Below are 21,623 nucleotides of genomic sequence, written 5' to 3'. Positions count from 1 at the left end.
GATGAACGCGACCGTGAAGCCGCCGGTGCGGCGCGAGGCGATGCGCATCGCCGGCAAGCTGGTCTCGACCGAGGATATGGTCGAGGTCCGCAATCCCTACGATGACAGCGTGGTCGGGCTCATTCCCGCGGCAAGGCCGGAACATGTCCGCGAGGCCTTCGCCAAAGCCAAGGCGTTCAAGCCGGTGCTGACCCGCTATGAGCGCCAGCGCATCCTGCAGAAGACGGCCGAACTCCTGTTCGCCCGCAAGGAGGAGTTCGCCCGGCTGATCACCGCCGAGGCCGGCCTGTGCTGGAAGGACTCGCTCTACGAGGCCAGCCGCGCCTATGACGTCTGGTCCTTCGCGGCCCAGCTCTCCATCAAGGACGATGGCGAGATGTTCTCCTGCGACATCTCGCCGAACGGCAAGGCCCGCAAGATCTTCACGACGCGCCAGCCGCTGCTCGGGGTGATCTCGGCGATCACGCCGTTCAACCACCCGCTCAACATGGTCAGCCACAAGCTGGCGCCGGCGATCGCAACCAATAACCGCCTGGTGCTGAAGCCGACCGAGCTGACGCCGCTGACGGCGCTGGCGCTGGCCGACGTGCTCTACGAGGCCGGATTGCCGCCGGAGATGCTCTCGGTCGTCACCGGCAATCCCTCGACCATGGGCGATGCGATGATCACCGATCCCGATGCGGATCTGGTGACCTTCACCGGCTCGGTCCGGGTCGGCAAGCACATCGCCAATACCGCCGGCTACAAGCGCATCGTGCTCGAACTCGGCGGCAACGACCCGCTGATCGTTATGGAGGATGCCGATCTCGACAAGGCGGCCGAGCTTGCCGTCACTGGCGCGACGAAGAACTCGGGCCAGCGCTGCACGGCGGTGAAGCGCATCCTGGTGGTCGAGAGCATCGCCGACGCCTTCTCCAAGCTCGTCGTCGAGAAGGCGAAGAAGCTCAAATGCGGCGACCCGATGGACCCGGCGACCGATGTCGGCACCGTCATCAACGCCCGCTCGGCCGCGCTCTTCCAGGCCCGTGTCGACGATGCGGTGACCAAGGGGGCAGAGGTCCTCTACGGCAAGCGCGCCGAAGGGGCGCTGTTTCATCCGACCGTGGTCGACAAGATCCCCTACACCTGCGAGCTTGTGCATGAGGAGACCTTCGGCCCGGTCATCCCGATCATCAGGGTGCCCGACGACATCGCCAAGGTCATCGCGATCTCGAACTCGACTGCCTATGGCCTGTCTTCCGGCATCTGCACCAACCGCTACGACTACATCCAGCGCTTCGTCGCCGAGCTGGAGGTCGGTACCGTCAATCTCTGGGAGGTTCCGGGCTACCGGATCGAGATGTCGCCCTTCGGTGGCATCAAGGACTCCGGCCTCGGTTACAAGGAGGGCGTCGTCGAGGCCATGAAGTCCTTCACCAACGTCAAGACATGGTCGATGCCCTGGAGCGCGTGACCTGAGAAGACCGACGCAGGCGGAGCGATCCGCCTGCGTTTTTGCATGTCATGGGGAAGAAACGTCGAAAGAGCGTTCAAACCGATCAATAAAGAGGGGATGAGATCATGAAGAACTGGCTTGCTACCTGCCTCGTCGGCGCCTTTGCACTCGCGCTTCCCGGCGTCGCCCAGGCGCAGAAGACGAAGGTGACGGTCTATACCGCCCTGGAGAACGACCAGCTCGCGCCGTTCAAGGCTTCGATCGAGAAGGCCGTGCCCGAGGCCGAGGTGGTCTGGGTCCGCGACTCCACCGGCGTCATCACCGCCCGCTTCCTGGCCGAGAAGGACAATCCGCGGGCCGACATGGTGATGGGCCTGGCCGCTTCGAGCCTCTTGATGTTCGAGAAGGCCGGATTGCTCGAAGCCTACAAGCCCAACGGTGCCGATGCGCTGAAGCCGGTCTTCCGCGACGGCAACGAGCCCTACACCTGGACCGGCATGGACGCCTATCTCGGCGTCGTCTGCTTCAACACCGCCGAGGCCAAGGGCGTTGCGGTGCCGACCTCCTGGAAGGACCTGCTCAACCCGGCCCTCAAGGGCAAGATCGTGATGCCGCATCCGGCCTCGTCCGGCACCGGCTATCTGATGGTCGCCGGCTGGCTGCAGAGCATGGGCGAGGCCGAGGGCTGGAAGTTCATGGACGGGCTGCACGAGAACATCGCCGCCTATCTGCATTCCGGCTCTGCGCCTTGCGTCCAGGCTGCCCGCGGCGAGCGTACCGTCGGCCTCGCGCTCGACATGCGCGGCGCCTCCGAGAAGAGCAAGGGCGCACCGATCGAGGTGGTGATCCCGAAGGAGGGCGTCGGCTGGGAGATGGAGGCGAGCGCGATCGTCAAGGGCAGCAAGAACCTCGGCGTCGCCAAGAAGATCGCCGACTGGTCGACCACCAAGGAGGCCAACGAGCTCTATTCCAAGACCTATGCCATCGTCGCCGCGCGCGGTGTCGAGAACAAGCCGGCCAATTATCCCGCCAATGCCGAAGCGGGGATGATCAGGAACGACCTGTCCTGGATGGCCGATAACCGCGACCGCGTCCTTGCCGAATGGTCGAAGCGCTACGAGTCGAAGGCGGCGCCGAAGAACTGATGCCACCGCGCCGGCATGGCTCGCCGCGGCGGGCCCTGCCGGCGCGATTCATGCAAGGCGCGATGGCAGATCGCGCCCAAAGCCAGCTGCGCGTTCAGATGAAGGTCGGCACGATGAGCACGAACACGGCTCCGTTTATCTCGATCCGCAAGCTCGCCAAGAGCTTCGGCGCCTTCCAGGCCCTGCGCAGCATCGATCTCGATATCCACCGCGGCGAGTTCGTCTGCTTCCTCGGCCCGTCGGGCTGCGGCAAGACCACCCTGCTGCGTGCGATCGCCGGCCTCGATTTGCAGGACAGCGGCAGCATCCAGATGGGTGGGCGCGACGTTTCCCGTGCGAGCCCTGCCGAGCGCGATTTCGGCATCGTCTTCCAGTCCTATGCGCTGTTCCCGAACCTGACCGTCGCCGACAATGTCGGCTACGGCCTGGTCAACCGGCGCCGCCCGTCGGCCGAGATCTCCCGGCGCGTCGATGAACTGCTCGCGCTCGTCGGCCTGCCCGACCAGAGCAAGAAATACCCGATCCAGCTTTCGGGCGGCCAGCAGCAGCGCGTGGCGCTCGCCCGCGCGCTCGCAACCTCGCCGGAACTGCTGCTGCTCGACGAGCCGCTCTCGGCGCTCGACGCCAAGGTCAGGCTCAGGCTGCGTGACGAGATGCGCTCCCTCCAGCAGCGCCTCGGTGTGACCACGATCATGGTGACGCACGACCAGGAGGAGGCGCTCGCCATGGCCGACCGCATCGTCGTGATGAGCAACGGCGCCGTCGAGCAGGTCGGCACGCCCGAGGAGATCTACCGCCGCCCGCGCACGCCCTTCGTCGCCGATTTCGTCGGCCATATGACCTTCCTCGACGCCGTCGTCACCGGGCCGGGCCAGGTACGCGTCGGCGAACTCGACCTGCTCGTCGCCAATGCCGCGCCGTTCAGCGTGGGCACGCCGGTGCGGCTCGCCATGCGCCCCGAAGAGGTCCGCACCCGCTCGATCACGGCCGAGACTCCGAACCGCTTCGATGCGACGATCGGCGATCTCTCCTTCCTCGGCTCCTATTGCCGGGCGCATCTGGAGCCGACGAATTCGCGCTCGACGCGGATCGCCGCCGATTTCTCGACCAATGCGATGCGCGATCTCGGCATCCTGCCGGGACAGGTGCGCACGGTTGCCTTTCCGCCCGAGGCGCTGCACGTCTTTGCCGGGGGTGGTCGATGAGCCATGCCGCGACACCGCTGACGATGACGAATGCCACCGTGAAGCTCTCGCCGCCGCGGCTCAGCGAACGCCATGTCGCAGGCGTGCTGATCCTGGCGCTGTGCGCGGTGCTCATCCTGATCATCGCTTTGCCGCTCTGGGCGCTGCTCTCCAAGAGCCTGGAGGATACCCAAGGGCGCTTCGTCGGGCTGGCGAACTTCGTCAGCTATGCGACGACGCCGACGCTGCTCTCCTCGCTGACCAACAGCGTGCTCGTCGCCAGCGTCACCACCGCAATCGTGCTGCCGCTCGCCTTTCTCTACGCCTACGCGCTGCGCCGCAGCTGCATTCCCGGCCGCGGACTGTTCTATGCCGCGGCGATGGTGCCGGTCTTCGCGCCCTCGCTGCTGTCGGGCTTGGCGCTGATCTACATCTTCGGCAATCAGGGCCTGCTCAAATCCTGGATGATGGGCGCCTCACTCTATGGGCCGGTCGGCATCATCGGCGCCGAGGCGCTCTACAGCTTCCCCCATGCCGTGCTGATCCTGGTCACGGCGCTCAGCCTGTCTGACGGCCGGCTGCGCGAGGCGGCCGAGGCGATGGGCACGACGCGCTGGCGCATCTTCCATACGATCACGCTGCCGGGCGCGCGCTATGGCGTGATCAGCGCGGCCTTCGTGGTCTTCACGCTGGTGATCACCGATTTCGGCATTCCCAAGGTGATCGGCGGGCAGTTCAGCGTGCTGGCGACCGATGCCTATCGCCAGGTCGTCGGCCAGCAGAACTTCCCGATGGGCGCCGTCGTCGGCATCATCCTTTTGGTGCCGGCCGTACTCGCCTTCTTCGTCGACCGCGCCGTCCAGCGCCGGCAGAGCGCCATGCTCTCGGCCCGCGCCGTGCCCTATGCGCCGCGGCCCGACCGGCGCCGCGACCTTGCGCTTCTCGCCTTCGTCAGCGTGACGGCGCTCGCCATCGTCGGCCCCTACGGCATCGCGATCTGGGGCTCTTTCGTCAAATACTGGCCCTACAACCTGTCGCTGACGCTGAATAATTACGACTTCGCCGCGGTCGACCCCGAGGGCTGGACGACCTATGGCAATTCGCTGCTGCTGGCCTCGCTGACCGCGGTGATCGGCACGGCGCTGATCTTCACCGGCGCCTATCTGATCGAGAAGCTGAAGCTGTTCCCGCGCCTGCGCGCCTTCGCGCAGTTCCTGGCGATGCTGCCGATGGCGGTGCCGGGGCTCGTGCTCGGTCTCGGCTACGTCTTCTTCTTCAATGCCGGCTGGAACCCGCTCGGCTTTCTCTACGGGACGCTGACGATCCTGGTGATCAACACGATCGCCCATTTCTACACGGTCGGGCACATCACCGCCCTGACCAGCCTGAAGCAGATCGACGGCGAGTTCGAATCGGTTTCCGCCTCGCTCAAGGTGCCGTTCTGGTCGACCTTCCGGCGCGTCACCGCGCCGATCTGCCTGCCGGCGATCCTCGACATCGCCGTCTATGTCTTCGTCAACGCGTTGACCACGGTCTCGGCCGTGATCTTCCTCTACGGCGCCGACACCAAGCTCGCCTCGATCGCCATCGTCCACATGGACGAGGCCGGCGCCATCGCCTCGGCCGCCGGCATGGCGAGCGTGATCATGCTGACCGCCATCGCCGTGAAGCTCGCTCATGTCGGGCTCGACCGATTGGTGTTCGGACGCCTGCAACGCTGGCGCCAGCGCTAGCTCCTCCGGGCGCGTTGCCATGACCGGACAGACGCCGACCCAGATCCTGCTCGCGCTCGCCGGCGAGGTCGCGCTGCTGCTCTGGAGCGTGCAGATGGTGACGGCGGGCATCTCCGCTGCCTTCGGCAGCCGCCTGCGCGCCGTGCTGGCGACGGGGCTCGACAGCCGCTGGCGCGCCTTCGGGGCAGGGGTGCTGGTGACCGCCGGCCTGCAGTCCAGCACTGCCACGGCGATGATGATCGCCTCCTTCTCGGGGGCGGGGCTGATCGCACTCGCGCCGGCGCTGGCGATGATGCTCGGCGCCAATGTCGGCACGACGCTGATCGTCCAGTTTGTCAGCTTCGATACGAGCACGCTGGTGCCGCTGCTGATCCTGGCGGGTTACGCTGGCATGCGCCGCTTCGGGCGGCTTCCCGCCCGGGAGACGGCGAAGGCGCTCTTCGGCCTCGGCCTGATGCTGCTGTCACTGCGGCTGATGCAGGGCACGATGGGGCCGGTCGAGCATTCGCAGGTGCTGCGCACCGTGCTGGGCTCGCTCTCGGACGATCCGCTGATCGCCCTGCTGCTGGCGGCGGCGCTCAGCTTCGCCGCCCATTCCTCGCTCGCCGCCATCCTGATCGTGATGAGCCTTGCCGCCACCGGCGTGATCGGCACGCCGACCATGCTGGCGATGGTGCTGGGCTGCAATCTCGGCACGGCGATGAACCCGCTCGTCCAGGCGCTGAAGGGCAATGCCGCGGCGCGCCGGGTGCCGCTCGGCAATATCGCCAACCGGGTGCTGGGCTGCCTGCTCGGGCTGGCGCTCCTGCCGCTGCTGACGCGGTTCGTCGGGCAGCTCTCGCTTGCACCCGCGCAGGCGGCGGCCCTGTTCCACCTCGCCTTCAACCTCGCAATGGCGGCGCTCTTCCTCGTGCCGCTGCCGGCGATCGCGCGGCTGCTGATGCGCGTCATGCCCGAGCCGGCCCCGGAGGCCGATCCGTCGCGCTCGCGCTATCTCGACAAGTCCGCTCTGGCGACGCCGACGATCGCGCTCTCGAACGCGACGCGCGAGGTGCTGCGCATGGTCGACGTCGTCGACGACATGTTGAAGACCTCGCTCTCGGCTTTCGAAGGCGATGATCTCGCGCGCGTCACTGCAGTGAGCCGCGCCGACGACGTGCTCGACAGCCTGTTCAACCACATCCAGCTTTATGTCGGCGCGATCGCCCGGGCGGCCCTGTCGGAAGCCGACGAGCGCCGGCTCTCGGCCGTGCTCGTGCTGGCGATCAACCTCGAGCATATCGGCGACATCGTCGAGAAGAACCTCATGCAGATGGCCGGCAAGCGCATCCGCGACCAGCGCCGGCTGCCGCCCGAGGCGCTGGAGCGTATCGCCGACATGCACCAGCGGCTGCGCGATCACCTGCGCCTCGCCATCACCGTCTTCATCTCCGAGGACGAGCCGACGGCGCGCCGGATCGTGCGCGAGAAGGAGACCTTCCGCGAGCTGGAGCGAGAGGCGATCGAGTCCCATCTCGCCGAGATGCGCACCGGCCATCGCGAGGCCGTCGTCGTCAGCGCGCTGCAGCTCGACATCACCCGCGACCTCAAGCGGATCGACGCCCATATCGCCGCGACGGTGCATGGATTGCTCGAACAGAAGGGCGCCCTGATCGGCAGCCGGCTCCTGCGCGCGGCGGAGTGAAGAAGCTGGCTCAAGCGACTCCGCGTGCGGACTAATCAGGCGGATTGCGCAAAGCTCGCGCTGTGGCGAAGAAGGCCTGGATCGCCTTGCTGTTGCGCCGCTCGTGCAGGCAGATCAGCGTCTCCCGCATCAGCAGGGGCGGCCCGTCGAGCGCGATACTGGTAAGGCGCGGATCGTCCTCGCCGAATTCCGCCGCCGAGACGAAGCCGATCCCGCCGCCCGCGGCCACGATCGCCCGGACGGCCTCGCGCCCCTCGGCCTCGACCGCATAGCGCAGCGCGATGCCGCTCTCCGCCGCCCGCTGCTCCAGCATCTGGCGGGTGCGCGAGCCCGGCTCGCGCATGATCAGCGGCCAGTCGCCAAGCTCCGCCAGTGAAAGGCTCGCCCTCGCCGCCGCCGGATGGCTGCGGGAAGCGAAGGCGATGATCGGCGAGATGTTGAGCGGAAGGACTTCGAACGGGCGCTCGTCGCCGAGTTCGCCGAGCACGCCGATATCGGCCTCGTAGCCGGTCAGCATCTCGACGATGCTGCCGGTGTTGCCGCGCGCGACGCTGACCTGGATGCCGGGATGGCGCTCGCGGAAGGCGGTCAGCACGTCGAGCACATGCTGGACGGAATCGGCGACGATCCGCAGCGCGCCCGTGCGCAGCGAGCGTTCCTCCTGCAGCAGCTCCAGCGCCTCGCCTTCGGCGCTGAACAGGCGATGCGTGACGGCGAGCAGCCGGTTGCCGGCCTCGGTCAGGACGATCTGGCGATGGCGCCGGCTGAATAGGGCAACGTCATATTCCTCCTCCAGCCGGCGGACCTGGTCGGAGATCGCCGGCTGAGTGAGATGCAGCGCCTGTGCCGCCTTCGAGAAGCCGCCGGACAACGCGACCTGATGGAAGGCGCGGAGCTGGACATAGCGCATGGCGATGGGACCCGATCGGAGGGAGCTGGCATCATATCGCTAAAATTTATCAAAGGATATGAATTAACGATTTTTCAGATCGTTGGGTTGCCGCCATTCTCCGTCTCGCAGCGCCGGGCAGAGGCGCGAACCGGGACCAGGTCATGCGCGCCGAAGCATCCGCGATCATTCACACCGAGGGCGAATCCAACACCTCGGCGGCCCGCAGCGGCTGGAATGCCGGCATCGGCGATGCGGCGACGCGCGAGCTGCTGGCGCGCGATTCCGCCGCCTTCCTGCATCAGAGCCTGTCGAGCCCGTGCCTCACCGCCATGGCCAGGGCGGAGGGCATCTGGATCGAGGACACGATGGGGCGGCGCTACATGGATTTCCATGGCAACAGCGTCCACCATATCGGCTACGGCCATCCGCGCCTGAAGGAGGCGATCAAGCAGCAACTCGACGATCTCTGCTTTTCGCCGCGCCGCTTCACCTGCGAGCCGGCGGTCGAACTCGCCGAGACCCTTGGCCGATTGGCGCCGGGCGATCTCGGCAAGGTGCTCTTCACCACCGGCGGCTCGGATGCGATCGAGGTCGCGCTGCGGCTCGCCCGCGCCGCGACCGGCCGCTTCAAGACCTTGTCCTTCTGGGACGCCTTCCACGGCGCCGGCTTTGGCGCCTCCAGCGTCGGCGGCGAAGCGACCTTCCGCTCCGGCATCGCCGGTCCGCTTCTGCCCGGCGCCGAACATGTCGCGCCCTGGGGCACCCGCAACTGCGCCTACGGTCACGACAACCTGGAGGATTCGGCCCGCGCCTGCGCCAAAATGATCTCCTATGTGCTGGCGAGGGAAGGGGATGTCGCTGCCGTCGTCGCCGAACCGATGCGGGCGACGCCCTATCCGCCGGCGCCGGGCTTCTGGAAGAGCGTGCGCGAGGCCTGCGACCGGCACGGCACGCTGCTGATCTTCGACGAGATCCCGACCGGGCTCGGCAAGACCGGGCGCTTCTTCGCCCATGAGCATGACGGGGTGCGGCCGGATATGGTCGTGCTCGGCAAGGCGCTGGGCGGCGGCGTCCTGCCGATCGCAGCGGTCATCGCCCGCCGCGACCTGGACGTCGCCGGCGGCTACGCCATCGGCCACTACACCCATGAGAAGAATCCGGTCACCACCCGTGCGGCGCTGACGACGATCCAGATCATCCGCGAGGAAGGGCTGACCGAGCGGGCCGCCGAGCTCGGCGCCTATGCGATGGATCGCCTGCGGACCTTCAGCGAACGCTGCCCCGCGATCGGCGATGTCCGCGGGCGCGGCCTGCTGTTCGGAGTGGAACTGGTCTCCGATCGTGCCGATTTCACGCCCGACAATGCGCTTGCCGAGCGCGTCTATTATCGCTGCCTGGAAGGCGGGCTCAGCTTCAAGATCAGCCAGGGCAATGTCCTGACCCTATCGCCGCCGATGGTGATCTCCCGCGCCGAGCTCGATCGCGCGCTCGAGATCGTCGAGCAGGCGATCCTGGCGGGTTGAGGGGACAATGATGAAGGCTGTCCGCACCGACCGCGAGTTGGAATGCCCTGAGATCGACGCCGGCTTGCGCGCCCGCGGCATCGAGCTCGTCACGCTGCCCGACGGCATTTCCGAGGAGGCACTGGCGCGGGAGGTCGCTGACGCCGACCTCCTGCTGATGTGCTACACGCCGATCACGGCGCGGGTAATCGCCGCGGCCGAACGGCTCAAGGGCATCGTCAAATACGGCGTCGGGATCGACGCGATCGATATCCCGGCGGCGATGGCGCGCGGCATCCCCGTCGTCAATGTGCCTGAGTATGCTGAGGAGACCGTCGCGGAAGGAGCCTTCGCGCTGATGATCGCGCTCGCCAGGCGCATGCCCGAGATCGGCCGCGCCATGCAGAGCGAGGGCTGGATCTGGCCGGCGCAGCGCTGGCTCGGCCGCGACATCGCCGGCGCGACGCTCGGGCTCGTCGGCGCCGGCAAGATCGGGCGCAGCATGGCGCGGATGGCGGGGCAGGGGTTTCGGGCCCGCGTCCTCGGTTACGATCCGCATGTCGATGCCGACACCATGGCCGCCGCGGGGATCGAGAAGGTCGATGACCTCCACGCCATGCTGCGGCAATGCGACTTCGTCTCCCTGCATAGCGTCCTGAACGACGCGACCCGCCATGTCATCGGCCGGGCGGAGCTTGCCTGCCTCAAGCCCGGTGCGATCCTCGTCAATGTCTCGCGCGGTGCGCTGATCGACGAGGCGGCGCTGGTCGAGGCGGTGCTGGCCGGCCGGCTCGGCGGCGTTGGCCTCGATGTCTACAGCCAGGAGCCGCTCGCGCGGGAAGGCCACCTGCTCAGTCCGCTCTTCGGCCGCGACGACGTCATCCTGTTCCCGCACCTGACCTTCTTCACCCATGAGGCGATGCAGCGGCTCTCCGACGACACGCTGGCGCGCTGCTTCGAGGTGCTGGACGGCAGGCCGGTGCAGATCCGCTCGCATGATCCGCGCCTGCGGGCGCAGAGGCGCAATGTCGTGTTTGCCTGAGGGGCCTGCGAGCAGGCGGGGATCGTCTAAGAGCGCCTGTCGAGCGGCGCGGCCAGGCTGGCGCTGACGGGTACCATCGTTCCGGCGAGGTCAATCGTCCAAGTGCGGGCATCGAGCCAGGCCTGGTCGATCGCTTCGTCACTCTGCGCCCAGCCCAGCGCGACGACGCCATCCATGCTCGCCCCGAAAGCGGCGGAGGTGATCTCGCCGACCGGTTTGCCGTCGGCCAGGATGGCTTCCCCGCCCCAGGCCATCTGCCCGTCCGGGCGGGGGCCGGCCAGCGCGATGAGGCGCTTGTTCCGGGGCGCCGCGCGCGCGGTCACGAGCGCCTCGCGGCCGAGAAAATCGCCCTTGTTCAGCTTCACCGCGAAGCCGAGGCCGGCCTCATAGGGGTTGACGTCGGGCGTCAGCTCGCGCCCCCAGGCCCTGAAGCCCTTTTCGATGCGCAGCGAGTCGACGGCGTAGTAGCCGACATCGACGAGGCCGAGATCGGCGCCGGCCTCGTGCAGCGCCTCGTAGATGGCGGGCGTGAACTCGGCGGGGACATAGAGCTCGAAGCCCTCGCCCAGATAGGAGCGGCGGCAGGCCCATGTCGTGGCGTAGCCGATGGTGATCTGCCGGATGGCGTTGGCCGGGAAGTCGGCGAGGTCGAACGAGGTCGGCGAGACGCGAGCCAGAATCTCCGGCACCATGGGACCGGCGAGCGAGAGCACGGCATAGGCGGAGGTCACGTCCGTCAGCGTCGCGCCATCAGGCAGTTGCCGCCTGATCCAGTGGGCGTCGCGCGTCGCCTGGGCGGTGCCGGTCAGGAGCAGATAGGTATCGGGCGCGATGCGTGCGGCAGTGAGATCGCTCTCGAAGGTGCCGCGCGTATTGAGCAGGGCGGTGTAGACGGAGGTGCCGACCGGCACGGCGACGTCGTTGGCGGCAAGGCGCTGCAGTGCGGCCTCGGCCCGCGGCCCCTGCAGCAGGAATTTGGCGAAGCTGCTCATGTCGACGAGGCCGGCGGCTTCGCGGCAGGCGCGATGCTCGGCGGCGACTGTCTCGAACCAGTTCTGCGGCCCGAAGGAGTAGGCGATCGTGCGTTCGTCCTCGCTGCGGGCGAAGTAGTTGGCGCGCTCCCAGCCCATCTTCGAGCCGAAGACGGCCCCCTTGGCGGCGAGGCGATCATAGAGTGGCGAGCGCCGGAACGGCCTTGCGGTATTGAGCTCGCGGTTCGGCCAGGGCATGGCGTAGTGCAGGCCGAGCGTCTCCTTGATGCGGTCCTTCAGCCAGGCCGGGTTGTTGTTGAAATCGGCGAAGCGGCGGATGTCGACCGGCCAGAGATCGCTGGTCGCCTCGCCCGCGACGATCCATTCGGCCAGTGCCCGGCCGGCGCCGCCGGCCGAGGCGATGCCCATCGAGTTGAAGCCCGCGCCGACATAGACGCCGGCGACCTCCGGGGCCTCGCCGAGCAGGAAGTTGTTGTCGGGGGTAAAGCTCTCGGGTCCGTTGAGGAAGGTCTTGATCTCGGCTGTCTCCAGCGCCGGCACACGCTGCAGCGCGTTTTCCATCAGGATCCCGAACTGGTCCCAGTCGTCGGGCAGGAGCTGGAACTCGAACGGGTAGGGGATGCCCTGCATGCCCCAGGGCTTGGCGTCCGGCTCGAAGCCGCCCATGACGAGGCCGCCGACCTCCTCCTTGCAGTAGATGTAGCCGTCGGGATCGCGCATCACCGGCAGGTCGGGCGTCACGCCCTCGATCTTGCCGGTGACGATGTACATATGCTCGGCCGAATGTAGCGGGACCGAGACGCCGCACATCCGCCCGACCTCGCGCGACCACTGCCCGGCGCAGATCGCCAGCACCTCGCATTCGACGCGGCCCTGGTCGGTGAGCACGGCCTTGACCCGACCCTTGTCGGTTTCCACGCCGGTGACGCGGATGCCCTCGCGCACGACCGCGCCGCCATTGCGGGCGCCGCGCGCCAGCGCTTGGGTGATGTCGGACGGATTGGCTTTCCCGTCGCCGGGGAGCCAGACGCCGCCGACGAGATCGTCGCTGCGCATCACCGGCCATTTGTCGCCGGCCTCCTTCGGGCTGAGCTCCTCGATCTCGACGCCCTGGGCGCGGGCGGCCGAGATCGTCCGGCGCAGCTGCGTCATGCGTTCGGGCGTTCGGGCGACCGAGACTGAGCCGCAGCGCTTCCAGCCGGTGGCGAGCCCGGTCTCAGCTTCGAGCGAGGAGTAGAGCTCGGTCGAATAGCGGATGAGCCGCGTCATGCTGGACTGGCTGCGCAATTGCCCGACGAGGCCGGCCGCATGCCAGGTGGTGCCGCAGGACAGGCGCCCCTGCTCCAGCAGCAGCACGTCGCGCCAGCCGAGCTTGGTCAGGTGATAGGCGAGCGAGCAGCCGATGATGCCGCCGCCGATGATGACGACACGAGACTGGGTGGGAATGGACATGGAAACGCCTCCGCGATGGGAGGCAGTCTAGCGCGCTTGACTCATAAAACAACAAAAAACCACAAAATCGGTCAAATCAAGAAATGCGAATTGCGACTCCTCGCTCCGCCAGCTTCGCGGCGATGGGCGGGGGCGGCGCCTGGTCGACCAGGAGGCCGGCGCAGGGTTCGTCGCCGCCGATGCGGCTGGGCAGGACGAGCCCGAACTTGCTGGCGTCGGCCATCAGGAAGCCCTGCTCGGCCGCGCCCAGCAGCGCGCTGCGGATCGCCGCTCCGGCGCGGGTATAGTCGGTCAGGCGTCCATCCGGACCGACGCCGCCGACGCTGATGAAGGCGATGTCGGCGGAGAGGCGGGCGATCGCCCGCAAGGTCTCGGTGCCGGCGGTCGCGTCCTCGTTGCGGTCGAATTCGCCGCCGATCAGGAAGACACGGGTGCCAGGCAGCCGGCTGACCAGCCGCGCGTTCTCGAGCGAGGTGGTGTGCACGATCAGCCGCTTGCGATCCGAGCGTGCCAGCGCACGCGCCAGAGCCTCTGTCGTGGTGCCGGAGTCGAGCAGGACGGTCATGCCGTCGCCGAGCAGCGAGATGGCGAGATCGGCGATTGTCTCCTTGCCCGTGCGGTTCACCGTCCGGCGGCTGGCGAAGGAGGCTTCCGAGCGCTCATGTCGGACCGCACCGCCATGGACGACGGAGAGCAAGCCGTTCGCCGAGAGGGCCTTGAGGTCGCGCCGGACCGTCTCGCGCGAGACGTCGAGCGACTGGGCCAGTTCCTCGACGGTCACCGAGCCCTGCTGGTCGAGAGTGGCCAGGATGGCCTGATGCCGCCGCGCAGCGATGTCGCGTGTCATGGAAGCGAGACCGGAAGCTTGGCCAACGGAAATCCTGGCCAGCGAGGGAATAGACCCGACCGGACATATGGAGTTGCTCCGCGCTTGGCAATCGAGCCGGTGCGGGGCGGGAGGCGCGCGCTGGCCGCGCGCGAGCAACAGATTGGTCAGCGCGCTGACTCAGCCTGCCGACCGAGGCGGCATGAAGCCTGAAAAGAAGGTCGTCAGGCCGGCGTGGCCATCCAGCGGCAGGATGTTCGCGACGTACTGGTCGGGCCGCACGACCACCAGGCAGCCGCGTTCGCGGTCGATGCCGCGCAGGTCGAAGATGTCCTCGCCATCGCGAAGATCGGGGCAGAACACCTTCTCGTAGTCGATCAGGCCGAGACGGCCCTTGCGCGGCAGCAGCAGGCCCGGCAGGGTTTCGATTGCGACCTCGCGATGAGGCTGCTGCAGGATGGCGCGCAGGTCGATGACTGCGTCGATATCGTCGCCTGGCTTGGTATAGCGGCGCAGGGGCGACGAGAGTGAATTCGCCAGGTATTCGCAGAGCGCGCGCAGGCGCGAGGTCGGCAAGGACGGATCGGCCCGGTCGGCGAAGGCGTAGAGGCGCCAGCGGCCATCGGCCCGCGCGACATGGCCGAGCTCGACCGGCTTGGCGTCGCCGAGCCGGATCACCGGGGCGGACTGGAAGCGCGCGCCGATCGGCAATCCCGTCGCCAGATGGGCGTGAGTGGACTCGCCGGTCAGGGGGGAGGGTGCATAGCGGGTCGCGGTTCCCGCGGTGTAGCGGCCATGCCTGACGAAATAGGCCTCGACCTCCTTGGGGTCGACACCCTCGCCATTGTCCGAGGTTTTCAGGGGGGCGCTCAGCATCTTCGCCCATTCGCGGTCGAAATCGATCAGCTCTTTGGCGATCGCCTGGCGCTCGGCCGAGTAGCTGTGCAGCAGCTCCGGCGGGCATTGCCCGCGCAGGACCGCGGCCAGCTTCCAGCCGAGATTGAACGCGTCCTGCATCGAGACGTTCATGCCCTGGCCGGCCTTCGGGCTGTGGGTGTGGCAGGCATCGCCGGCGATGAAGACGGAGGGCAGGCGCTGCCCGACCTCACCCGCCGGCACATCGTCGAACTTGTCGCAGAGGCGCTGGCCGATCTCGTAGACCGACCACCAGGCGACCTCCTTCACCTCGAAAGTGTAGGGGCGCAGGATACGCTGTGCCGCGGCGATCAGATGCTCGACGCCGATATTGCGGCTCGCGACCCGCTCGTTCGCGGCGAGCTTGTCGAGCTCGACATAGATGCGGATCAGATAGCCGCCTTCGCGCGGGATGATGATGATCGTGCCTTCGCCGGCGGACTGGATCAGCGCCTTCAGCCGCACATCCGGGAAATCGGTGACGGCGAGGACGTCCATGACGCCCCAGGCCTGGTTGGCTGAATCGCCCTGCAAGGTGCGGCCGATCGACTTGCGCACGGCGCTGCGGGCGCCGTCGCAGCCGACGACATAGCGGGCCCTGACGGTCTCGACCTCGCCTTCATGGGCGGGATCGACACGCTCCAGCCGCACCGTCACCGGGTGCGACGAGGCGTTGTCGATCTGGAGGTCGACGAGGCGCCGGGAATAGTCGGGCTCAAGCCGGCTGGGCGAGCGGCGCATCACGTCGAGGAAGAAGTCGTGGATCCGCGCCTGGTTGAGGATGACATGCGGAAATTCGGAGAGCCCGTCCTCGACATCCTGGATCCGGCCGCTGCGGGTGATCGCGCCCGGCCGGGCTGCGTCGGGCTTCCAGAACACCGTTTCGTTGACCCAGTAGCTCTCCTTCAGCACCTGCTCGGAGAAGCCGAAGGCATCGAACATCTCGATGGTGCGGCAGGCTATGCCATCCGCCTGTCCCAGCTCCAGGGGGCCCGGCTTCTGCTCGACGATGCGCGTGGTGATCCCGGGAAAGGCCGCGAGTTGAGCCGCCAGTGTCAGCCCGGCCGGGCCGCAGCCGACGATCAGGACATCGACCTCCTGCGGCAGGGTGTCCCGGGCAGAGGACGCAAGATCGGTGGCCGGCTCGGAGACGGCTGGGTCGCCGGTCCGGAAGCCGTTGAGATGGAACTGCATGGCGGCGACCTTCGGTGAGGCAGGACGATTGAGGGGATCGAACGCGGCCGGCGTCTCAGCGCCGGCGGGTGCGGGCCTGTTCGAGCCACATCTCCCAGGGACGGTGGACCTGCGCCTCGATGCTGGCGACGCAGGCCCGGCTTTCGCCCTCGGTGAGATAGGTGACCTCGCCGAGCTGCATCGCCTGAAGCTGGTAGCGCGCGTTGAGCTCGGCATAGACGGCACGGTAAACCGCCTGCTTGATCGAGCCGCCGACCACGGTCGAGCCATGGCCGCGCATCAGCACGATGTCGTGCCCGTCGAAATGCTCGGCCAGCGCCCGGCCGAGATGGTTGTTGCTGATCAAAAGGTCGGTGGCGTCGCCGCCAGCCTCGCGGATCTCGAAGACCGGCGCGCCCTGGCCGACGAAGCCGGCCATGTGGAACATCGCCCTGAGCCGCATGCCCTTGACGACGCTGAGCGGCACGATCGAATGCGAGTGGCTGTGGATCACCGCCATCACGTCGGGACGCCGGCGGAAGATCTCGGCGTGGATGAAGCGCTCGAGATAGACCTTGCGGCCATTGGCATTCACCGCCTCACCGTCGAGCGTAAACTCGACGATGTCCTCGGCTGCGACCCGGCTCGGCGCCATGTTGCGTGCGAGCAGGAAGCGGTCGGGCCGCTTGTCATGGCGCACGCTGATATGGCCGAAGGCGTCGACGACGCCCTGGTCGAACAGGATGTGATTGGCGGCGACGAGCTCCTCGACGATCTCCGGGGAGGGCGCGACCGAGGCGGCGGCCGTGTCGGCCACATCGACGGCGATGGGGTGATTGCCATGGTCAGACGTGCACATTGCTCGCTCTCTCCGAAATCGCCTTGATCGAAACTGCGGGCCGGGCCTCGCTGATCGGCTGCAAGGTCGGGTTGACGATCCGAGAGACGGAGGAATGCAGAGGCGGCCTGCCGCTGCGCGAGCGGCGCCAGCCTTCCAGCGCCCGAAAAGCGCTGGGGTCAGCCTCCCATCCGGCGATCTCTGAAAAATCGTCCGTATACTGATTAACAGGATACTCGCAGATTTTCCGGTGTCAACTGTGGCTGAGGTGCGAATGTCCGGGTGCTTGGTCCGGATAGAGGCAAAGCGGGGTGCTTTGACCGCTTACGGACTGAAAGCATACGATCTATACCGAAGGTCTAGCGACCGAGCCGAGCCAGCTTCGGCTGACGAAGAGCCCGCGGCGTGAACATTTGAGTGGCAGAATCCACCCGCCACCCACCAAGGCAAAGCGACGATGTCGATGGACGATATCTATCATATGCCCGGCCATCTCATCCGCCGCGCGCAGCAGATCGCCGTTTCGCTCTTTCTCGAGGAATGCGCGCCGGTGGATCTCACCCCCGTCCAGTTCGCGGCGCTGGTCACGGTGCGTGACAATCCCGGCATCGATGCGACCCGCCTGTCGGCGCTCGTCGCCTTCGATCGCTCGACGCTCGGCAATGTGCTGGAGCGGATGGAGGCCAAGGAGCTGATCCAGCGCTCGGGCAGCAAGGGCGACAAGCGCATCAAGGTTCTGCACCTCTCGCCTAAGGGCGAGCGCGTCCTGCAGGAAGCCGGACCCCTGGCGCAACGGGCGCAGGAGCGCATCCTTGCCCCGCTCGCGCCGGAGGATCGCGAGATCTTCATGCGCATGCTCGGGCAGCTCGTCGAGCTCAACAACGAAGCCTCCCGCGTGCCGCTGCGGCTGGACGCGGTTCGCTCTTCCGACGCCGCCTGAGGGCGCAGCTTCTTCCGACATTGCAATTGGGGCCGAAGCGGCCGCGCGACCTCCGTTTCGCCGGGCTTGAGCTGCTCGCCGTTTGACAGCATCGAGATGTAATGCATACTGATAATAAGTATGCGTCCTTATCTTCTAAGGCGAGCAGCGAATGCATCTGACGGCGCCGCCTTGCCGCACCGGGTTTCGCTGCAAGCCGAGGTCGAGGACCACAGGCCGCCTTTCGAACTGAACCCGAGAACCGCGAGCAACGCGGCCCAATCCGGAGGAAACCAGGTGATCATCACACGACGTGCCGCCCTGACAGGGTTTGCCGGCGCCGCGCTCGCGCCGCGTGCCGCCTTCGCCCAACGCAAGATCGTCAGGCTGATCGTGCCCGCCGCTGCGGGCGGGGCGATCGACGTCATCGGCCGGCTCTACGCCCAGCGCGTTGCGCCGGCGCTCGACGAATCCTGGGTGGTCGAGAACAAGGCCGGCGCCAGCAACACGCTCGGCGCAGCCGAGGTCGCCAGGGCCGCGCCCGACGGCACGACCTATCTGACCAATGCCGACATCCACATCATGGCCAGGCATGTGATGCGCAGCGTGTCCTACGACCCGAAGGCCGATTTTACGCCGATCTCGCGCTTCGCGACCTCGCCGATGGTGCTGATCGGCTCGATGAAGACGCCCGAGACCCTGCCGGCGCTGATCGCGCAGATGAAGGCGAAGCCGACCGAGTTCACCTTCGCCAATTCCGGGCTGGGCAGCATGGGCCATCTCGCCACCGAGAGCTTCAAGCTCCGCACCGGCACGAGCGCCGAGCTGGTCAACTATCGCGGCACGGCTCCGGCGATCACCGACGTGGTCGCCGGCCAGGTGCCGCTGATGGTCGCTCCGCTCGGCTCGGCCCTGTCGTTCGTCACCGACGGCAAGGTCCGTGCCTTCGCGATCATGGGCGCGCAGCGCAGTGCGCTCCTGCCGAACGTGCCGACCGCCGGCGAGCAGGGGCTCGCCGATCTCAACTTCACGCTCTGGTACGGCCTCTGGGGTCCGAAGGGCCTGCCAGCCGAGACCGTGCAGCGCGTGAACGCAACGGTTCAAGCGGCTTCCAAGGATCGCGAGATCGTCGAGAAGCTGACGGCGCTCGGTGCGGAAGCCGTGACCGAAGACCCGGCGAGCTTCGCCAAATTCATCGAAGCCGAGATCCAGCGCGCCAATCGCGTGGTCGAGGAAGCCGGCATCAAGCCGGGCTGATCGAGCGGGTACCGCAGGTTCGGCGCATCCAGGTTCGCCGCGATGTGTAATACAGAGCGTTGAAAACCGCCGATCACGCTTCGCATCGCGTCTTGGATCGACTAGGCTGTCTAAAATCTGAGATTCAGATGATGCGGCAGATGGGGTCGGCTCGATGGCAATCCGGTTCGAGGAAATCGGTGAGCGGCTGAAGGCCTATCGTCTGGGACGCCAGCTGCAGGCCGAGGATGTCGCCGAACGCCTCGGGATTTCGCGGGCCGCAGTCTACCGGATCGAGGCCGGGGGCGTCGTCAAGATCGAGACCCTGGAGCGGCTGGCGACGCTGCTGGAGACGACCGTCGCCTCGCTGCTCGGGGCAGGGGTCGAGTACTACTCCAGCCCGCTCAGCTATTTCGAGCGCATGCGGCAGGTCGAGGAACAGGCCGACCAGGTCATCGCGCATTTTCCGCCGCTGTCCTACCTCCTGACCTCGGATGGTTACTCCGCTCATTTGCGGCAGACCCTGGTGGAGGCGCTGCCGCCCCATGTCGCGCGCGAGCAGGCGGTGGCGGAGATCGATGCGATCATCGCGATCCTCGACGAGCGCAAGAATGCCCGCAAGCGCCGCCGGCTGAGCGTCGTCAATTTCGTCAATGTCCTTGAGATCGAGCGCTGGCTGAAGCTGGGCGTGGTCGGACGTTTCAACCTGCCGGCCGCCGAGCAGGCCCGGCGACGCCTGGCGGCGCGCATCGAGGTCGAGCATCTGATCGGGCTGATCGAGAGCGAGCCGATGGGCGTGCAGATCGGCCTGATCGAGGAGACGGTGCCGAACATCACCTTCCAGCTCTTTCGCACAGCGGAGAAGACGCTGCTGGGACTGAGCCCGTTCCGTCTCGGCGGTGAATTGCCGAATCTCCGCTCCGGCATCGCCATGCTGACCGCGGACGAGGAGCCGGTGCGCCTCTACGAGGACATCGCCGACGGGCTCTGGCGCCGCGCTCTCAAGGGCAGCGAGGCCGGGGCGACGCTGCGGGCCGCGCTTGATCGCTCGGCGATCGCGCCGCCGCCGATGAAAGAGCAATCCTCGTCGGCGGCTTAACATCGGCTCAAGGTTTGTCGCAAAATTGAGATTGTTCTTGCAATTGAGATTTTGGCGTGAGATAGGGTGATGACACGATGGCATCGGGCTTTCCGGTGCCGTGGCGGGTTTCCCGCGGTCGAACTCGATGTCTCGGCCGTCAAGCGGCGCAGGCAAGCGCCCTGGGAAAGTGGGCGAGCGCCCAAACTCCAATAGTCTCGAGACCGGCCGGCAGCCGCGCGCGGAAGCGCGCGCTGGTGCTTTGGCGTTTTGGTGCGCATCGCAAAGAAAAGCAGAAACGGGGGACTTCGCCGTGAGTGACAACCAGGCCGCCATGGGCGGCTCCATCGCCCTATCGTCTCCGACCGAAGTCGACGGCAAGGCCCGCAAGGCGCTCTGGGGCGCCGCCATCGGCTACGCCATGGACGGTTTCGACCTCCTGATCCTCGGCTTCATGCTGCGGACCATCTCCGCCGATCTGCAGCTCACCCAGGGTCAGGCCGCCTCGCTCGTCACCGCCACTTTGGTCGGCGCGGTGCTGGGCGGCATCGGCTTCGGCATGCTCTCCGACCGGATCGGCCGCGTCCGCGTCCTGACCTGGACGATCGTGCTCTTCGCCGTCTTCACCGGCATGTGCGCGCTGGCGCAAGGCTATTGGGATCTCCTGATCTACCGCACCATCGCCGGCCTTGGCCTCGGTGGCGAGTTCGGCATCGGCATGGCGCTGGTCGCCGAAGCCTGGCCGGCCTCGAAGCGGGCGCGCGCCTCCTCCTATGTCGGCCTCGGCTGGCAGGTCGGCGTGCTCGCCGCGGCGATCGCGACCCCGATCCTGCTGCCGACGATCGGCTGGCGCGGCATGTTCGCCATCGGCATCCTGCCGGCTGTCGCAGCCTATTTCATCCGCCATTCGCTGCATGAGCCCGAGGTTTTCGTCGCCCGCAGCAAGGACCGGCCGAAGGAATCGGCGCTGCGCCTGCTGGTCAAGGATTGGGACACGACGAAGCTGAGCCTCGGCATGGTCGTGCTCTGCTCGGTCCAGAACTTCGGCTATTACGGCGTGATGATCTGGTTGCCGAACTATCTGGCGACCCGCTTCGGCTTCGCCCTGACGCAATCGGCCGTCTGGACCTCGGTGACCATCGCCGGCATGGCGGTCGGCATCTATGCCTTCGGCCATATAGCCGACAGGATCGGGCGCCGCCCGGCCTTCTTCGGCTATATGCTCGGCGCCGCCGTGATGGTCATCGTCTATTCGCGGCTGACCGACCCGTTCCAGCTCCTGGTCGCCGGCGCGGTGATGGGCTTCTTCGTCAACGGCATGCTCGGCGGCTATGGCGCGCTGATCAGCGAGCTCTTCCCGACCGCCGCGCGGGCGACGGCGCAGAACGTGCTGTTCAACATCGGGCGCGGCGTCGGCGGCTTCGGCCCGCTCGTGGTCGGGACGATCGCGGCGGCCTACAGCTTCGAGATGGCGATCGCGCTGCTGGCGACGCTCTATGTGCTCGACATCCTCGCCATGTGGCTGCTGATCCCCGAACGGCGCGGCGCCGAGCTCGCTTGAGCACGAGGGCATTGTG

16 protein-coding genes are annotated in these 21,623 nt (G+C 67.2%); 11 read left to right on the top strand and 5 right to left on the bottom strand.

Going from position 1 to position 21,623, the window contains the following annotated elements; all coding sequences use genetic code 11:
• The first annotated feature begins 1 nt into the window (after position 1).
• The 5 genes from phnY (at position 2) to VGV58_RS18185 (ending at position 7,181) form a co-directional block, all read left to right on the top strand.
• A complete protein-coding gene (gene phnY / locus VGV58_RS18205; RefSeq protein ID WP_326875439.1) occupies positions 2-1,453 on the top strand; it encodes a phosphonoacetaldehyde dehydrogenase in 1,452 nt (483 codons plus the stop codon).
• A 107-nt stretch (positions 1,454-1,560) separates the two neighbouring features.
• The gene (locus tag VGV58_RS18200; protein WP_326875438.1) at positions 1,561-2,580 is read left to right on the top strand and encodes a putative 2-aminoethylphosphonate ABC transporter substrate-binding protein; all 1,020 of its coding nucleotides are present in this window, start codon (positions 1,561-1,563) and stop codon (positions 2,578-2,580) included.
• A gap of 113 nt (positions 2,581-2,693) precedes the next feature.
• The gene (locus VGV58_RS18195) at positions 2,694-3,785 is read left to right on the top strand and encodes a putative 2-aminoethylphosphonate ABC transporter ATP-binding protein (RefSeq protein WP_326875437.1); all 1,092 of its coding nucleotides are present in this window, start codon (positions 2,694-2,696) and stop codon (positions 3,783-3,785) included.
• A complete protein-coding gene (locus VGV58_RS18190; protein ID WP_326875436.1) occupies positions 3,782-5,497 on the top strand; it encodes a putative 2-aminoethylphosphonate ABC transporter permease subunit in 1,716 nt (571 codons plus the stop codon). The genes VGV58_RS18195 and VGV58_RS18190 overlap by 4 nt, the downstream gene beginning before the upstream one ends.
• A 19-nt stretch (positions 5,498-5,516) precedes the next feature.
• Positions 5,517-7,181 carry a Na/Pi cotransporter family protein gene (locus VGV58_RS18185; RefSeq protein ID WP_326875435.1) on the top strand — a complete coding sequence of 555 codons (1,665 nt, stop codon included), beginning with the start codon at positions 5,517-5,519 and terminating at the stop codon, positions 7,179-7,181.
• 31 nt (positions 7,182-7,212) lie between these two features.
• Here the strand turns inward: VGV58_RS18185 and VGV58_RS18180 are convergent, their stop codons facing one another.
• Positions 7,213-8,091, bottom strand: a complete 879-nt coding sequence (locus tag VGV58_RS18180) for a LysR substrate-binding domain-containing protein (RefSeq protein ID WP_326875434.1) — start codon at positions 8,089-8,091, stop codon at positions 7,213-7,215.
• Between the two features lie 143 nt (positions 8,092-8,234).
• Here VGV58_RS18180 and pbfA point away from each other — a divergent pair, with 143 nt between their 5' ends.
• Entirely contained in the window at positions 8,235-9,596 is a 1,362-nt protein-coding gene (gene pbfA / locus VGV58_RS18175; protein ID WP_326875433.1) for a (R)-1-hydroxy-2-aminoethylphosphonate ammonia-lyase, read from the top strand.
• 7 nt (positions 9,597-9,603) lie between these two features.
• Positions 9,604-10,617: a 2-hydroxyacid dehydrogenase gene (locus VGV58_RS18170; RefSeq protein WP_326875432.1), complete on the top strand. Its 1,014-nt coding sequence runs from the start codon at positions 9,604-9,606 to the stop codon at positions 10,615-10,617.
• Positions 10,618-10,643: 26 nt separating this feature from the next.
• Here VGV58_RS18170 and VGV58_RS18165 read toward each other — a convergent pair whose 3' ends face one another.
• From VGV58_RS18165 to VGV58_RS18150, 4 genes are all read right to left on the bottom strand, one after another.
• Entirely contained in the window at positions 10,644-13,061 is a 2,418-nt protein-coding gene (locus tag VGV58_RS18165; RefSeq protein ID WP_326875431.1) for a GcvT family protein, read from the bottom strand.
• A gap of 76 nt (positions 13,062-13,137) precedes the next feature.
• Positions 13,138-13,908: a DeoR/GlpR family DNA-binding transcription regulator gene (locus tag VGV58_RS18160; protein WP_326875430.1), complete on the bottom strand. Its 771-nt coding sequence runs from the start codon at positions 13,906-13,908 to the stop codon at positions 13,138-13,140.
• A 159-nt stretch (positions 13,909-14,067) separates the two neighbouring features.
• Positions 14,068-15,996: an FAD-binding monooxygenase gene (locus VGV58_RS18155; protein WP_326875429.1), complete on the bottom strand. Its 1,929-nt coding sequence runs from the start codon at positions 15,994-15,996 to the stop codon at positions 14,068-14,070.
• 55 nt (positions 15,997-16,051) lie between these two features.
• On the bottom strand, positions 16,052-16,834 hold the full coding sequence (locus tag VGV58_RS18150; protein ID WP_326875428.1) for a class II aldolase/adducin family protein: 783 nt from the start codon (positions 16,832-16,834) through the stop codon (positions 16,052-16,054).
• 436 nt (positions 16,835-17,270) lie between these two features.
• Between VGV58_RS18150 and VGV58_RS18145 the strand changes: the two genes are divergently transcribed.
• From VGV58_RS18145 to VGV58_RS18130, 4 genes are all read left to right on the top strand, one after another.
• Complete coding sequence (locus VGV58_RS18145) at positions 17,271-17,753, top strand: MarR family winged helix-turn-helix transcriptional regulator (protein WP_326875427.1); 483 nt, start codon at positions 17,271-17,273, stop codon at positions 17,751-17,753.
• A 276-nt stretch (positions 17,754-18,029) separates the two neighbouring features.
• A complete protein-coding gene (locus VGV58_RS18140) occupies positions 18,030-18,989 on the top strand; it encodes a Bug family tripartite tricarboxylate transporter substrate binding protein (RefSeq protein WP_326875426.1) in 960 nt (319 codons plus the stop codon).
• 154 nt (positions 18,990-19,143) lie between these two features.
• Complete coding sequence (locus tag VGV58_RS18135; RefSeq protein WP_326875425.1) at positions 19,144-20,067, top strand: helix-turn-helix domain-containing protein; 924 nt, start codon at positions 19,144-19,146, stop codon at positions 20,065-20,067.
• A 292-nt stretch (positions 20,068-20,359) separates the two neighbouring features.
• On the top strand, positions 20,360-21,607 hold the full coding sequence (locus tag VGV58_RS18130) for an MFS transporter (protein ID WP_326875424.1): 1,248 nt from the start codon (positions 20,360-20,362) through the stop codon (positions 21,605-21,607).
• The last annotated feature ends 16 nt before the right edge of the window (positions 21,608-21,623 follow it).

The sequence above is a fragment of the Allobosea sp. genome (assembly GCF_035944895.1).
Lineage (GTDB): Bacteria > Pseudomonadota > Alphaproteobacteria > Rhizobiales > Beijerinckiaceae > Allobosea.
This window is presented reverse-complemented; position numbering and strand designations above follow the sequence as displayed.

Bases quoted from the DNA above. Each gene is read 5' to 3' on its own strand.
- VGV58_RS18185 (WP_326875435.1), top strand. From the start codon at position 5,517: ATGACCGGACAGACGCCGACCCAGATCCTGCTCGCGCTCGCCGGCGAG.
- VGV58_RS18135 (WP_326875425.1), top strand. From the start codon at position 19,144: ATGGCAATCCGGTTCGAGGAAATCGGTGAGCGGCTGAAGGCCTATCGT.
- VGV58_RS18170 (WP_326875432.1), top strand. From the start codon at position 9,604: ATGATGAAGGCTGTCCGCACCGACCGCGAGTTGGAATGCCCTGAGATC.
- VGV58_RS18145 (WP_326875427.1), top strand. From the start codon at position 17,271: ATGTCGATGGACGATATCTATCATATGCCCGGCCATCTCATCCGCCGC.
- VGV58_RS18190 (WP_326875436.1), top strand. From the start codon at position 3,782: ATGAGCCATGCCGCGACACCGCTGACGATGACGAATGCCACCGTGAAG.
- VGV58_RS18195 (WP_326875437.1), top strand. From the start codon at position 2,694: ATGAGCACGAACACGGCTCCGTTTATCTCGATCCGCAAGCTCGCCAAG.
- VGV58_RS18155 (WP_326875429.1), bottom strand. From the start codon at position 15,996: ATGCAGTTCCATCTCAACGGCTTCCGGACCGGCGACCCAGCCGTCTCC.
- VGV58_RS18165 (WP_326875431.1), bottom strand. From the start codon at position 13,061: ATGTCCATTCCCACCCAGTCTCGTGTCGTCATCATCGGCGGCGGCATC.
- VGV58_RS18180 (WP_326875434.1), bottom strand. From the start codon at position 8,091: ATGCGCTATGTCCAGCTCCGCGCCTTCCATCAGGTCGCGTTGTCCGGC.
- pbfA (WP_326875433.1), top strand. From the start codon at position 8,235: ATGCGCGCCGAAGCATCCGCGATCATTCACACCGAGGGCGAATCCAAC.
- VGV58_RS18150 (WP_326875428.1), bottom strand. From the start codon at position 16,834: ATGTGCACGTCTGACCATGGCAATCACCCCATCGCCGTCGATGTGGCC.
- phnY (WP_326875439.1), top strand. From the start codon at position 2: ATGAACGCGACCGTGAAGCCGCCGGTGCGGCGCGAGGCGATGCGCATC.
- VGV58_RS18200 (WP_326875438.1), top strand. From the start codon at position 1,561: ATGAAGAACTGGCTTGCTACCTGCCTCGTCGGCGCCTTTGCACTCGCG.
- VGV58_RS18160 (WP_326875430.1), bottom strand. From the start codon at position 13,908: ATGACACGCGACATCGCTGCGCGGCGGCATCAGGCCATCCTGGCCACT.